Here is a 14,281-nt window from a genome sequence, read left to right as displayed (position 1 = left end):
GCTACTTCTTTTCCAGGATTGCTTCCAACGCCTGGGCGAATTTTTCCAGGTCCTCCTGCTCCACAACCAAAGGAGGCAGCAGCCGCAGTACCCGCTCCTGCGTACAGTTCAATACGAATCCCTGCTCAAAGAGCTCCTTCCACACTTCCTGGGCCGGAAACGCCAGCTCAATGCCGAGCATCAGGCCGACACCGCGCACGGAAGCCACCTTTTCCGGGAATTTCTTCTTGATGGAGGCAAAACGCAGCAAGGCCCACGCGCCCAGCTCTGCAGCGCGTTCCGCGAGTTTTTCATCCTTCAGGATACGCAACACCTCCAAGCCGACAGCGGCAAGTACAGGGCCACCTCCAAAGGTGGTTGCGTGGCTGCCTGGGGCAAAGCCCTTAGCGATTTCTTCCTTGGCCAGCATGGCTCCCATGGGCAACCCGTTGGCAAGGCCTTTTGCCGTGGTGAATATGTCGGGCTCAAGCCCGTAGCGCTGGAAAGACCAAAAGGCGCCCGTCCTGCAAAAACCGGTCTGTACTTCATCCACAATGAAAAGGATGTCGCGTTCTTTACACAAGCGCTGTACGGCCTGGGCAAAATCAGGATCCATGACGCGGATGCCGCCCTCCCCCTGCACCAGCTCTATGATGACAGCCGCGGTTTTATCACTGAGCAGCGTTTCCAGGCCGGCGGCATCATTCCAAGGGGCATATTTGAAACCGGGCAACAGAGGGGCAAACCCATCGTGCAGACGCTGCTGCCCTGTGGCAGCAAGAGACCCCATGGTGCGCCCGTGGAAAGAACCCTGCAAGGAGATCACCTCATAGGCATTGCGTTCCTTGACCTTGCTCATATAACGGCGCGCCAGTTTGATGGCGGCTTCATTGGCTTCCGCACCCGAGTTGCAGAAAAAGACCCTGTCCATATTGCAGGTGGCGCATAGCCCTTCGGCCAGCAGCACCTGTTTTTCAGTATAAAAAAGGTTGGAGACATGTACGAGCTCGGCGGCCTGTTCCGCCATGACCTTTGCCAGCTCGGGGCGCGCATGCCCCAGGTTGCAAACGGCAAGCCCTGCAAGCAGGTCTATATATTCGCGGCCATCGAGGTCATACAGTCGGCACCCCTGGGCTCGGGACACGGCCAGGGGATAACGGCCGTAAGTAGTGCACATGACTTTTGCGTCCCTTTGTTTGAGCTCATCGAAGCTCATGCCCATGATCAAGTACCTCCTGATGTATGGTTACACCGGGCCTTACCCCGGAAAATACGAATACGGCCAAACGTGTGGCCAGTTGAACAGCACAAAAAACGCGCTTACGCCCCTTGCTTCACAGTGTCCAGTACGGCTTGCAACACACCGGGGATATCAAGGGCGGAAGTGTCAATGACCACCGCGTCTGCAGCGGGTTTAAGAGGCGCAATGGCCCGGGTGCGGTCTTGTTCATCCCGAGCGCGAATCTGCTCAGCCAGTTTATCCAGATCAGCAGCCTGCCCCATTTCCTGTAGCTGTTTATAGCGTCTCTGCGCACGCACTTCGGGCGTCGCATCGAGAAAAAATTTGTGCCTTGCCTCAGGAAAGACAACGGTCCCCATGTCTCTTCCTTCCACGACAAGTGCGGTAGCGCGCCCCAATGCCTGCTGTTGCTCCTTGAGACGCGCCCTGACAGGTGCGCGCTTGGCCAATGTGGAGGCCAGCATCCCCACTTCTTCGGTTCTGATTGCTGCGCCTAAAACCTGCCCATTGCACAGCAGCCCTCGTGCATCCAGGCCAAATTCAAGACTTTCAAGACGCGAGGCCAGCTCTGCCTCCTCCCACGCATTGGCGTCTTCGCCCAAATAAAAAGCCACTGCGCGAAACATGGCGCCGGTGTCCAGATATGCCAGGCCCAATTCCTTTGCAGCCATGCGGGCGATGGTGGTCTTGCCAACCCCGGCCGGGCCGTCCAAAGTCACTATTTCGAGTCCCATGGTCATACGCCCCCGTCTGCCTGCAGGACGTTGCGCATCACCTCCAGGCAGGTCTGGTTCTCTTTCTCGCTTCCAATACTCACACGCAGCAGTTCCGGCATGCCGTAACTCTTCAAGGGGCGGATAATCACCCCTTTGGCCAACATGCCCTCAAAAAGCGCAATGGCGTCAACTCCTGAAGGAGGCGCCAGCAGCAGAAAGTTGGCCTGAGAAGGCCATACCTTGCACCCCAGTTCCGTAAATCCTTTGGTCAGCACCTCGCGGCCATTGGTGACGGCTTCGAGTGAGGCCTGGTAAAACAACTTGTCTTCTAGTGCGGCCAGCCCGGCTTCCTCTGCCAGAATGTTTACACTGAAAGGCATCCTGACCCGCCACATGTAGTCTGCCAGCCAGGCAGGAAATATACCGTACCCCAGACGCAGGCCAGCCAGGCCGAACATCTTGGAAAATGTCCGCAACAGCACGACATTTTGATATTTTTCGGGCTCTGCTGCCAGTCTGGGCAACAGGCAGTATTTTTCCATGGGCAGGGCAAAATCAATATAGGCTTCATCCACCACCAGCAGGCAATTTTGTGGCAGACGACCTGCAAAATCAGCCAGTTCGTCGGCCGTTATCGCCAGGCCGGAAGGATTATCCGGACTGGTAATGAAAACAATGCCCGTGTGCTCGTTCACTGCCGCCAGCAATCCTTTCAGATCAGGCCTGAAGTCATTGAGCAGCGGCACTTGACGGAACCCAACGCCACACAACCGGGCCTGGAGCTCATACATGCTGAAGCATGGAATAGATGCCAGGACTTCTTCCCCAGCCGGATGCACTGGACAATCAGAGGTGCGCACACGAACACGAATGAGCAAATCAATAAGCTCATCCGAACCATTCCCCACTACGATACGGTCTGGCGTGACACCAAGATGCTCTGCCAAAGCACGAACAAGCCGGGGATTACCCGCCTGCGGGTAGCGGAAAACCATGTTCGCCTTGTCCTGGATGCGCTTTTGCACCACAGGAGAAACACCAAGAGGGTTTTCGTTGCTCGCCAATTTGATCACCTGGGTCAGGCCATGGCGCTCCTGAATTTCTTCTATGGAAAGACCGGGCGTGTACGGCGTGAATTGCAGGACTTCAGACCTGAGCGTCAAAGACATGGCCGCGCCCTGCTGTTTCTTGTTTTCCTTTTTGGTGTCTTTTTGGCTGGAAGGCATTTCTTCTCCCTGGAAAGGTGCTGGTTACTGGTCAGTTTGTGCGGAAAATGGTGATAGAGCCTTTGGACGTGCTTGGCAAGAATGTGAGGCCGGGGGCGATTGAACACAAACGCGCAAAACGCCCCCGAAAATGAACCGCAGAAGTTGCACAAACCAACTGCAATGGTTCAATCCAGGGGCGTCCGTCGTCAGAAAGACTAAAACCGGCTTCTGGTGACATAGAAGCCGGACATGGTTACAGCCTTACGGTCGTACTGTCAGCACGGGCTTTGCCGAGCTTTTGACCACCTTTTCAGCCACGGAGCCAAAAAGGATGCGGTCTATGCCGGTGCGGCCATGGGTGCCCATGACAATAAGGTCGATCTGGTCGTCTTCCGCGGCCTTGAGGATTTCTTCCGCCGCGTAGCCAGTTACAACCCTGCCCTCTACATCCAGATTGGGGAAGTTCTCTTCCAGATAGGTTTCCATCGTCTTCTCTGCACCGGCCACAATCTCGCCCACAAAATTCTCAATGGAATTGGGCGGCACATGAAAGCCGACATACTGGGACAACGAAGGCGCCGCATAGAGCACCAACAGCTTTGCATCATGCTTGGTTGCGAGCGTCTTGGCGTATTCGGCCACCTTGTTTCCGGAATCTGAGAAATCCACCGCACAAAGTATCTTCTTAATTTCGATCACGATATGTTCCTCCCGGGCTGTACGGCCCTGTTCGCGTGTTCATGCCGCCTGCCGGATGCCCCTGCAGTATTTTCGCGGGCCTCGCCATCACGTTATCACAGGTTCTCTTCCAGCATTTGCGACCCTAAAGCGGCAGTCAGAAACTACCGATAGATTCTGTATATTTAATGCCAGAACAGGGAACGTTAGACAAGGCATATTTCATGGTTTACTATTATTAACGATACAACCCGGCAGAAAAGGCATTCCTGCCGCTTTTCTGCCCGCTTGCCGTCAGGGCACAAGGCAAAAGATGCCGCCCCAGACTCATGATTTCAACAGGTTACAGGCTTTTCGGAATTGGCAAGCTTATTGCTTGTACAGGACAAACACGAACGAGGTGAGCAATGAAGATCCGGACTGATTACTCTACCCAAATGCAGGAACAGCAGCGGGTGAGATCGACGGAAGAAACACGGAAGTTCGGCGAAATGCTCGCACAGGAAGTGCAGAAGTCCTCATCCGAACAGTCGGAAAACGTGGCGTCGCTTACAAAGGGCGCCGGGGTCCTGGGCGCCGGTTCACTGGCCGCAGTTGAAGGCGCCTCGCCATTGGAATCATTGAGCGAGACAGAGCAGAAGGTCATGGAAAACATTGATGGCGTCTTGAGCAAATGGGAAAATTATGCCCAATCCTTGAGCACCCCCCTGGCCGAAGAGAGCCTCAAGCAGGCGTACGACATGCTCGAAAGTATCCAAACCGACGTAGAGCGCATCAAGGCGGCAACTCCCGACCTCGGGAACCAGAACCCCTCGCTCAAGTCCATGGTCGACGAACTTGAGATCATGACTGTCACAGAACAATTCAAGTTCAACCGCGGAGACTACCTCTAGGAGTGGAGGTGGTCTCCCGTTCCACCTTGGCGAAAGTTGGCGGCTAAGTACTTTATGCCGTCGCTGCATACTCGCCAAGCGCCGTGTACTCCGGCCCTGACGGGCGCAGTGTGCTCTGCCAGAGCACAAAACGATCCACCGTGATTTCAGGCCACGCCCTGGCCTGCAGGTCACGCAGCAAAGCAGTCCAACGCCCGCCCTTCGCATCGGCTGGCAAGGCGTTTTTGACCCTTGCCAGTGTCAAATGCGGTCGAAACGCCCTCTCCTCTCGCGGAAAGCCCAGCGCAGCCAGGCTCCTGTCCACTGCTCCGGCCAGGCGCACACACTCGCTGGCGCCCTTTACAAGACCGCACCACACCACTCTGGGGCGCACCCTGCCATCAGAACGCGGGGGTGGGAAAAAACCGCCACCAGCCGCCTGTAACAAAAACGCCCGCCACTCTATTGCAGCCAGAACCTGCTTGAGAGGCTCCACATCCTCACGCGCCACCTTGCCTAAAAACTTCAGGGTCAAATGCCAGTTGCCTTCACGGGTCCAGCTCAGACGCGACGCAAGCCGCCTCCCCCAATCCGCATGAAGAACCGCAAGCCCCTGCTGATAGGCATCAGGGAGGGGCACGCCTATAAACAATCGCAATGCGCCCTGCTCCATCAAAACACCTTACTCTGTCGTTTGGTCCGAATGTATGTGTGGAACAAGCCCCAGCAGCATTGTAACCGCCATGGCCACGCTTTGCTCACGCACAGCAGCGCGATCACCCCTGAAAAGATACGATTCCGCCACCGTAACACCAGCAACACACGCTCCGATCCAGACCGTGCCCACGGGTTTTTCCACACTGCCGCCTCCAGGACCGGCAACACCAGAAATTCCGACGCCAACATCAACGCCAAGGAGTTTGCACACTCCAGCCGCCATGCCGCGCACGGTCTCGCCGCTTACGGCGCCATGCTCTGCAATGATGGCTTCCGGCACCTGCAACAAACCGGTCTTCATCGCATTGGAGTAGGAAACCACCCCCCCTTCATACCAGGTGGAGCTCCCGGGAAGGGCGGTGAGCACCCCTCCTAAAAGCCCGCCCGTGCACGATTCTGCCGTGGCCATGCGCCAGTTGTTATGCATCAGGGCCGCAGCAAGGGCCTGAACCTTTTCCATAAGTGACGGGTCTATTTCGTTCATGCTCGTAGATCGTGTTGATGTTTCAATGGAGAATCAAACCTATCAGGAGCACTCCATGTGCTCAAGAACATGGGATGAAGAACCGTTCGGAAATGCCCATGAACACAATCTGCGCGTATTGTCTTATACGGCTGTCGTCACCTGTCTTCTACATTTCTTCATGCCTTGAACAGTAATGTGACTTGACAATAATCACCCTGTAACCCAACTTAATAATTTGTTATTTGCAGACATTTGTATTGAAAGATATTCAACAACCCAATTGTTGTATTTGGTTTACAAAAAAGCGCGGTGTCCATGGAAAAGGCGTTCCCCTCTCAGACCCCACCGATGACGTTTCATGATGCCCGGGTATGGTGCGTAATACTCATTTTTGCCTGTATTGCCCTGTATAGCTGGACGATCAACTTCCCTCTTGTATACGACGACATCCTCAACATCGCGCAGAACAGCAGCATTCGCTCCTTGTCCCCTCCCTGGAAGCCTCTGATTCCACAGAAACTCTCTTCATACAGTGGCCGTCCTTTCACCAACTTCACTTTCGCCATAACCTACGCCATCAGCGGCACTGCTCCCTGGGCACACAGGGCGTTCAACATCCTTATCCACCTGGCAACGGCTCTCATCCTTTTCATGCTTGTGCGCCGTGTGCTTTCCGATGGTCTCTTTGGCAAGAGACTGAAAAAAAACGCTGTGCCAGTGGCAGGTTTTGGGGCGTTGCTCTGGATGATTCACCCGGTCAATACTCTGGCGGTGACGTACATAACACAGCGGGCCGAATCACTGATGGCCCTCTTTCTCGTCGCAACGCTGTATTGCGCGTATAAGAGTCTGCAGCCGGACAGCTCGAAAAAATGGGCCTTCTTTGCAGGCGTGTTCTGTTTTCTTGGCGCTGGCACCAAAGAAGTCATCGCCGTAGCTCCACTTTTAGTGCTGGCGTTTGATTGGCTTTTTATCTCTAAAGGCCCCATTAAGGCCCTGCGAAATTCTCCAATTTTATATTTGTTTTTGTCCAGTTGCTGGTTATTGCTGGCGCCTCTCACACTGACTGGCAGGCAGGCGGCAACGGGTTCGATGATGCAAGACCCGGATGTCCTGGGCTACCTGACTACCCAAATGGGAGTAATTGTCCATTACCTGAAACAGATAATATGGCCTTTCAACCTTGCATTTGATTACGATTGGCCACTGGTTGGGCTGCAGGATGTCTGGCTGGAAACGCTTTGCATTGCAGTTTTGTTAGGCGTCACGTTTGTAGGAATTTTCAAGCGAAAGGGATGGGCGTTTCTTCTCTTTGCTTTTTTTCTGGTGCTTGCCCCCACATCAAGCATTCTCCCTATTTCTCTCGTAGCCTGCGATTATCGCGTGTACCTGCCACTGGCCTTTCTCTCCATCCTTTTCACTACAGCCCTGGTGCTACTTGCGGGACGAATCCATGCATCCCGGCAAGTTATCTTTCTTGCTGGTTTATTTCTCGTCCTGGTGCTCGGTGCAACCACCGTCTCACGTAATAGAGACTTTTCAAGTTCGCTCAGGCTCTGGGAAGATACTGTTCAAAAGCAGCCAGAAAATTCAAGGGCGCTGGCCTGGTATGGTGAGGCTCTCGTCCAAGCCTACCAGCCAGAAAGGGGGCTGCCATTCCTGCAAAAAGCTTTGCAACTCGCACCTGGTAACCACAAGACCATGTGCAAAATTGCTCTTGCGCTTCACTTTTTGGGTAAGAATCAAGAAGCACTCGACTACGTACAACAGGCAGAAGGTATACTGCCAGGATATATTCCTGCCATTCGTTTAAAGCCGGTTCTGCTCTTGGAGTTGGATAGAAAAGAAGAGGCCCTTAAGGCCCTTGAAAAGCTTGAGAGTCATCGTCCTAAGGACCCGCTTGTGATCGAACTCCGCAAATCGCTGGACACACCTGCAGCGCCTCAGCAACAGAAATCAACAATAGAAGGCGAATAGGAGTATTTCATCCAAAAATGCCTCGCTCGCATCCATCTTTACGGATGGTCACAATGGTCAGAAGGATACTCACAGCATTGGAGTACTACCGTTTTTTTATTTTCTCATCCCTTGAGGGGATTGAATACTCGAATTGAGTGGAGCAAAATGGAGATTGGTCAGCCTTCACACCAGGTATTCACTGCCCTAAAACAACTTACCCTGCAGCACCTTTGTCCCTTCTCCCCGGTTTGACACTGCTCACCACCAGTCTTACAAATCATATCCATGTGCGCCTTTTTCCCATGCCGCCCTTTGTGGCGTAGACCAAGAGCAGACCAATGAGCCATTTCGATGATTTTTGTGATTCTCTGTCCCAGGAAACCCTTCTTGAGATGGCTGAGAATTTTTTTGGTGAGCGCGTTTCCATAGAGGATGAAAAGGAACGTTTCTGCGCCCAGGCAGTACAACTCAATGAGCAGCGCAAGCAGGCGTTGCGCAAGGCTGCCCTTGTCCATGCCCTGCTGTTTACCGAGGAAAACGCCCATGATTATTACGTCATTCTGGGCGTACCTCCTTCTAAGGTTTTTGCCGAAATAGACCCCGCCAAAGCCAGGATTGACTTCCGCCCCCCGTTTGCCTTCACCAGTAAGGGGCGCTTTATGGAAATATTTCTCAAGGCCTGTGCAGAGCAGCAAAAAGCCTTTGATAATTATATGAATGGGGAATACTACAAGATCCCTGCCGCCATGCAACCCGACACTGCAGGTGCTGGTGACGAAAACAAACGCGAGGGCTATGCCCTGGGTGGTGCAAATGCGCCACAACGTAAACGGCTTTCCATGCATTACAAGCTGCTCACGGATTGGGCCGCGCACATTAACCGCCGTATCCGCAAGGTAAATGAAGGGCTGGCGCCGTCCTGCGTATTGGGATTCGCCCACAATATGAACCCCGAGACCACCGACAAAGAGCGGATTACCGGCGCTACGCTCGACAACTATTGCTGCTCTCTGGACCAATCCCTGGAAATTTCCCTGGTGAGCTGTCATGAACAAGGGGTGCAGCCTTTGCCCGAACTGCCGGACATCGAAAAATTCAAAAAGCCCCTCACTTCATTCGCCAAACAGGTATACAAGGCGCACAAGGCCGAAGCACGGGCGCTTGTAAAACGGCTTACAAGCAAACCGCGGCATTGATGGAGCTTGACAGTAACGCCCCCCCTTTGTAGAGCGCGCAGTGTCCTGGTCGCGTTCCGCCCGGGACTTCACCCATTGTGCACCATAAGTGCCGACACACTCCCACATGCCAGAAAATACAAAGCCCCAACACCGCATATTGCGCAAGTTCGCGTATTTGTTCAGCGCCCACTGGGCACGCGAACTTTTTCAGACCCTGTTCCTGATTTACCTGGCCCGTAACTTCACCACCACTTACGGGCAGTTCATGCTCGCCCTCTCCATAGGGCAGATCGTCCGCTTCGTATCCGAATGCGGGCTGAACCAACACCTGGCCACCATGCTCGCGCGCAAGGCGGATTACCCTACCGCCCTGGCGGCGCAATTCACCCTGCTGAAGCTGGTGCTTCTGGCCATGGCCTGGCTGGGGATGCTGGGATTCATTTTCTGGCAGGATTACGACCCACAGCTTAGATGGCTGGTGGTGATCATTGCCACCGCCGTTGGCATGGAAGCCCTGAACAGCACCTTTTTCGTGGTGCTTCAGATCCTCGGCCGGCAGGATGTAGAGGGCAGGCTCAAGACAATCTCCGCAGGCATCGGCTTCGGTTATGGCCTTGGGGCCCTGTTTCTAGGCATGCCTCCCGTGGGTGTTGCGTTTTTCAAGCTGGTGGAAACGGCCAGCAACATGACCGGCGCCTTCACCAGTGTCATGCGGCGCGCAAAATTTCATATCGATTGGAAAAAACTGGGGACGGTCTGGGAGACCTGGAAAAGCAGCATTGTCTTTACCGGCATGGCCGTAGTCTCCATTTTTTACAATAAAATTAACATCTTCTTTCTGCAAAACGCCAGCGGTGCAGACGGCGTTGCCCAGTACAGCGTGACCTGGCAGACCATTGAAGGCATTTGCTCCATGGTTTCGGGCATGCTCTTGGGGCGCGTCATGTTTCCCATTTTCGCCAAACTGTGGATGAACGACAAGGATGCGTTCCGCTCCCTTGCCAGAACGTCCTCGCGCTGGCTCATGGCAGCCGCCATCTGCGTCATGTTCGTGCTGTTCATTGAAAGCGATCGCATCATCCTTTTGATTTACGGCCCGGAATACCAGGCCGCGGTCTGGATGCAGAAGTATCTTGTATTCTCCATCATCTTCGCTTTTATCCACAACCTGGCCGTATACCTCATGATCAGCTCTCATAAGCAAACCCTGCTGTTGGGCTTTTTTGTGGCCGGGCTGGTGGTGAACCTCATATTGTGCATGACCCTCATCCCTCACGACCCCTTGCTGGGCACAGCCCTTGCCATTGTCATCACAAAAGGATTTGTCGCGTTACTCTCCGTTGGGTACTGCCAGTACCGTTTCAACATGATTGACTTCAAATCAGTCTTCCAGTTGCTCTTGGCCATGAGCATAGGCGCAGCCCTTTATTACGGGGGGCACGAATATCTTTTTCGCGAAGCGGGAGAAGTACTGGCGCTCGTGCCCGTGCTCTGGCTGACACTGCGCTGGAAAAAGGATTTTGAGCGCAAAAGCGGCAGAGCCAACAATTGATTCCAGCCGTAACCTCATTGAAACTGGATTCGCACTGCTCTTCAGTGTAGCATGCTGCACACGGCAGCTGAGATCGTAGTGAAGAAGCAAGGCGGGTTGCATACCGCCTGCTATCCGCAAACACATATCGGACACAGACATGAGCAAAGATTTCTCAAAAGTGATGCAGGAATTCCGCGAAAAAAAAGTGGTCGTGGAATCCCCACCTCCAGTCGTCTACCTGGAATCGGTTAGAGGTTGCGTATACACCTGCGCTATGTGCCATATTCGCGGCACCAAGCCCGTACGCGCCGACGAACAGCTCCTGAACGCCATGGAGCCCTATTATAAGGATATGGAAGTCTTAGCGATTCACGGACTGGGCGAGCCATTGCTGGCGGATTTGGACTACTTCGTGGACCGCGCCGTGGAAAACGACCTGGTGTTACACATGAACACCACCGCCTTCTTCCTGAACAAAAAAGTGGCCGAAAAACTTGCCCGCACACGTCTTTCCATCCGTTTTTCCATCCACTCCGGCCGACCTGAAACCTACCGCCGCGTCATGGGGCAGGACTTCGACAAAATAAAACGCAACATCGCCTATCTCGTGGAGCGGTGTGAAGCCACGGGCAAGCACCCCTACCTGGGTTTCTCCTTCATCGTCATGAAGGAAAATATCGATGAAATCGAAGATTTCCTGCGCCTTGCAGCGGAGCTGAAGATACCGGAAGTCCGCTTCCAAAAGCTCAACCCCAACTGGTACTCCCTCAAGGGGCAAAAGATGCCCGACAGGGATTTTACCTTCAGCTATTACCAACAATTCAATCGTGATGTTATCCGCACCTTCCTGGAGCGCAAGGCCGACTACGAGGCGCTGGGCAAGGAGTTGGGGCTGAATATCGGGTGGGGCACCATGCCCAAATCCTTGTTCGGCGGTTATAATTGGAAAAACACGGTGAACAGCGCCAGTAAAGCCATTACCGGGCGCAACGTTTTCCCCATCAACCTGCGCAAAGGTTCCTGCATGGCGCCCTGGTTCGGCCAGCTGCTTGTGCGGCAAAGCGGTAAAGTCTCGCTATGCTGCGCAGCACCGCAATACGTTCTGGGCAATCTGCAGGAAAACAGCCTTCAGGAAATCTGGAACGGACAGCGTATGCGCGAAGTTCGCGAGGACTTCAACAAGGGGCGTATCCCACGCGTATGTGGCTTCTGCCATGGTTTCCACTTTGAAAATTACCCCTCCAATGCCTTCACCGCCCTGCGTGGCGCTGGAGCCTGACCCCGAAGGAGCCCGATATGGAGAACAGGTTTTGTCAGTTCTATTCGATGCGCCGCCCAGCTTTCGCTGCCCTGCTATTCGGTTTGCTGACGTTCCTGACGCTCTGTACCGGCTTTTTCTTTACAGCCGTCGCCGCTGAGCAGCCCGGAAACACCGACTCGGTGGAAATGGACCCGAACCGCCCCCGCCGGTATGTGTACGGGTATGATCGCGCCTTCCCGCCTTTTTCCTATGAACGGGAAGGAAAGGTGGAAGGGTTTGACATTGAGTTGCTGCGCGCAGTGCTTGAGGGGCATAACATTAAATTGATGCCCCGCCCCCTTGAATGGGGGGAAGTCTTGCTCCAGCTCTCCTCCGGCAACGTGCAGGTCAGCTCCGGCATGATCAAGACCGAACAGCGTAAATTGCTGTATACGTTTACCGAGCGCCCTGTCATCCCTTTGCGAGCCCGCTTCTTTATGAAAGATTTCAAGCGCGTAGCCAACCTTTCCGAAATGGCTGCAAAGCGGGTGGGGGTAAAAAAGGATTCCCTGTACGAAACAATGCTCAAGATGCGCGGGGGGGTGATAGTTGTCACCTTTCCCTCTGATCTGGAAGCCTTGCAGGCGGTACAGGCTGAACAGGTGGATGCCTATTTCGGGGCGGATCGAACCGCCTACTTTCTGATGCAGAAGGTGGGCATCCAGGGCATAAGCCCGTGTTGCACGCCCCTTGCTGTGGTGAACGTGTATTACGCCGTCTACCGGGAAGACAAGGAACTGGCCAAGATGATCGATAGTGGCCTGCGCCAAGTCCGTGAATCAGGCGAATACGACCGGATTTTCCGCAAATGGTTTGTCACAGAAATCACACAGGAGCAGATCAAAGACCTGATCTCAAAAGCCACCGAAGCAGCGGCGTATGCCTACGCTCCTTATTCTGAGCAGGCGTTTGGTGCAGCAGTGATGGGGCGTACCGGCACCATCTACACAGGGTGCAACGTGGAAAACGGGCTTTCCCAGCTCAATGCCAGTGCCCTGCAAGTGGCAGTGCACAATGCCGTGGCGGCAGGTGAATCAGACTTTGTTGCTGCTGTTAATGTGCGCAGCGATGGCGCCCCTGTTGCGCCCTCTGCTGAAGAACGCAGACTGCTTTTTGAATTCGGGCCTGAAATTCTTGTTGTTACAGAACCCCGTAAAGGCACTTATCAGACATTAATGGTAACGCAGTTGCTGCCCTACCCTCAGGATCAGGAAAGTGAAACCATCCTTGAATCCGTTAATTGACAAGCCCTTGCGACTGCGCCAAGAATAGCTGACTATCAATTTTAGGGCGATGCCCACCCTGCAGGAGCACGCAGATGGAAGACCACAGAAAGCGAACACGGGTGGAAGGTAAATTCAAGGGTAAACTCGAATTTGCTTCCCGCTCCCTGGCCATGACTACGGAAAACGTGAGTTTGAAGGGAGTGCTGTGCGATATCGATACCCCAGACGCCCCACCACCAAAAAGCGGCGATAACTGCCTTGTCGTGCTGCCGTTGACTCAGGAAACGGAGCTTTCCATCCATGGCAAGGTCGTACGTAGCAGCGAGAAGCGCGTGGCTGTAGATTTTACCTCCATGGATGAGGAAAGCTATTCCCACCTCCGCAACATCATCCGTTTTTCATCGACAGATCCGGACGCAATCGACAGAGAACAGGCGCAGGAACCGTTCTTAGATTAGCAGCACAGCTTTTATACAAGAACCGAGAATGAATATTACACCCACCGCTATTCCAGGACTGTGGACAATAGAACCGCGTGTTTTCAAAGACCAGCGTGGGTTTTTCTATGAAAGCTTCAATGCCCGCAAACTTGAAGAACAGGGCATAGAAGCGCCCATTTTCATGCAAGACAACCACGCGCGTTCCGAACAGGCAGGTGTGCTCAGGGGCATGCACTTCCAGACACCACCCATGGCCCAGACAAAGCTTGTGCGAGTTACCAGCGGAAGGGTGCTGGATGTAGTGGTGGACTTGCGCAAAGGCTCCCCTGCCTACGGTCAGTGGCTCTCCTTTGAACTTTCTGCAGACAATTTTCTGCAGTTGTTGATCCCCAAAGGCCTGGCTCATGGTTATCTGACGTTGGAACCGGGGTGCGAATTTCTGTACAAGGTCGATGCTCCCTATTCTCCTGAAAACGATGCAGGCATAGCGTGGGATGACCCGGACCTGGCCATTGTCTGGCCTGAGAAATCTCCTTTGCTTTCCGAAAAGGACACGCATCTTTCTTCCTTTGCAGATTTCGACTCTCCTTTTACGTTTTGATCCACTACAAAACTGGTTTGCGAACCAAAGAAGCAAAAAGTTTTCTTTTTGCTCCAAATAAAAAGCAAAGCCGATAACTTGGCTTACTTTTTGGCCTGGAGAAAAAATTTACGGCCAGAATTTCCCCCTTGTCTTGTGGGAAGATGCATACGCCGAAGCCTTGAAGA

At 53.7% G+C, this 14,281-nt stretch carries 14 protein-coding genes; 8 read left to right on the top strand and 6 right to left on the bottom strand.

Annotated features, from left to right (window positions below; genetic code table 11):
- Nucleotide 1: 1 nt before the first annotated feature.
- From ACZ5EH_RS16310 to ACZ5EH_RS16295, 4 genes are all read right to left on the bottom strand, one after another.
- Nucleotides 2-1,201 (bottom strand): acetylornithine/succinylornithine family transaminase, encoded by a 1,200-nt coding sequence (locus ACZ5EH_RS16310; protein WP_464274932.1) that lies wholly within the window; start codon nucleotides 1,199-1,201, stop codon nucleotides 2-4.
- 98 nt (nucleotides 1,202-1,299) lie between these two features.
- Nucleotides 1,300-1,959 carry a (d)CMP kinase gene (gene cmk / locus ACZ5EH_RS16305; RefSeq protein WP_464274931.1) on the bottom strand — a complete coding sequence of 220 codons (660 nt, stop codon included), beginning with the start codon at nucleotides 1,957-1,959 and terminating at the stop codon, nucleotides 1,300-1,302.
- The gene (gene hisC, locus ACZ5EH_RS16300; RefSeq protein ID WP_464278316.1) at nucleotides 1,956-3,104 is read right to left on the bottom strand and encodes a histidinol-phosphate transaminase; all 1,149 of its coding nucleotides are present in this window, start codon (nucleotides 3,102-3,104) and stop codon (nucleotides 1,956-1,958) included. The genes cmk and hisC overlap by 4 nt, the downstream gene beginning before the upstream one ends.
- A 300-nt stretch (nucleotides 3,105-3,404) precedes the next feature.
- Complete coding sequence (locus tag ACZ5EH_RS16295; RefSeq protein ID WP_464274930.1) at nucleotides 3,405-3,842, bottom strand: universal stress protein; 438 nt, start codon at nucleotides 3,840-3,842, stop codon at nucleotides 3,405-3,407.
- 386 nt (nucleotides 3,843-4,228) lie between these two features.
- On the opposite strand from ACZ5EH_RS16295, the gene ACZ5EH_RS16290 reads away from it, so the two are divergent.
- Entirely contained in the window at nucleotides 4,229-4,714 is a 486-nt protein-coding gene (locus tag ACZ5EH_RS16290) for a hypothetical protein (protein WP_464274929.1), read from the top strand.
- Nucleotides 4,715-4,766: 52 nt separating this feature from the next.
- Here the strand turns inward: ACZ5EH_RS16290 and thpR are convergent, their stop codons facing one another.
- On the bottom strand, nucleotides 4,767-5,366 hold the full coding sequence (gene thpR, locus ACZ5EH_RS16285) for an RNA 2',3'-cyclic phosphodiesterase (RefSeq protein ID WP_464274928.1): 600 nt from the start codon (nucleotides 5,364-5,366) through the stop codon (nucleotides 4,767-4,769).
- 9 nt (nucleotides 5,367-5,375) lie between these two features.
- Entirely contained in the window at nucleotides 5,376-5,894 is a 519-nt protein-coding gene (locus tag ACZ5EH_RS16280; protein ID WP_464274927.1) for a CinA family protein, read from the bottom strand.
- A 297-nt stretch (nucleotides 5,895-6,191) separates the two neighbouring features.
- On the opposite strand from ACZ5EH_RS16280, the gene ACZ5EH_RS16275 reads away from it, so the two are divergent.
- The 7 genes from ACZ5EH_RS16275 (at nucleotide 6,192) to rfbC (ending at nucleotide 14,114) form a co-directional block, all read left to right on the top strand.
- Nucleotides 6,192-7,853, top strand: coding sequence for a glycosyltransferase family 39 protein (locus ACZ5EH_RS16275; protein WP_464274926.1), 1,662 nt, complete (start codon nucleotides 6,192-6,194; stop codon nucleotides 7,851-7,853).
- A 320-nt stretch (nucleotides 7,854-8,173) separates the two neighbouring features.
- The gene (locus ACZ5EH_RS16270) at nucleotides 8,174-9,031 is read left to right on the top strand and encodes a hypothetical protein (protein ID WP_464274925.1); all 858 of its coding nucleotides are present in this window, start codon (nucleotides 8,174-8,176) and stop codon (nucleotides 9,029-9,031) included.
- 106 nt (nucleotides 9,032-9,137) lie between these two features.
- Nucleotides 9,138-10,565, top strand: coding sequence for an MATE family efflux transporter (locus ACZ5EH_RS16265; protein WP_464274924.1), 1,428 nt, complete (start codon nucleotides 9,138-9,140; stop codon nucleotides 10,563-10,565).
- A 139-nt stretch (nucleotides 10,566-10,704) separates the two neighbouring features.
- Nucleotides 10,705-11,826 (top strand): radical SAM protein, encoded by a 1,122-nt coding sequence (locus tag ACZ5EH_RS16260; protein WP_464274923.1) that lies wholly within the window; start codon nucleotides 10,705-10,707, stop codon nucleotides 11,824-11,826.
- Between the two features lie 17 nt (nucleotides 11,827-11,843).
- On the top strand, nucleotides 11,844-13,091 hold the full coding sequence (locus ACZ5EH_RS16255) for a cytidine deaminase (protein WP_464274922.1): 1,248 nt from the start codon (nucleotides 11,844-11,846) through the stop codon (nucleotides 13,089-13,091).
- Between the two features lie 74 nt (nucleotides 13,092-13,165).
- Nucleotides 13,166-13,531, top strand: a complete 366-nt coding sequence (locus tag ACZ5EH_RS16250; protein WP_464274921.1) for a PilZ domain-containing protein — start codon at nucleotides 13,166-13,168, stop codon at nucleotides 13,529-13,531.
- Nucleotides 13,532-13,559: 28 nt separating this feature from the next.
- Nucleotides 13,560-14,114: a dTDP-4-dehydrorhamnose 3,5-epimerase gene (rfbC, locus tag ACZ5EH_RS16245; protein WP_464274920.1), complete on the top strand. Its 555-nt coding sequence runs from the start codon at nucleotides 13,560-13,562 to the stop codon at nucleotides 14,112-14,114.
- The last annotated feature ends 167 nt before the right edge of the window (nucleotides 14,115-14,281 follow it).

Source organism: Desulfovibrio biadhensis (assembly GCF_055388615.1).
The sequence above is the reverse complement of the archived record's forward strand: the minus strand, read 5'-3'. Positions and strand labels throughout refer to the sequence as shown.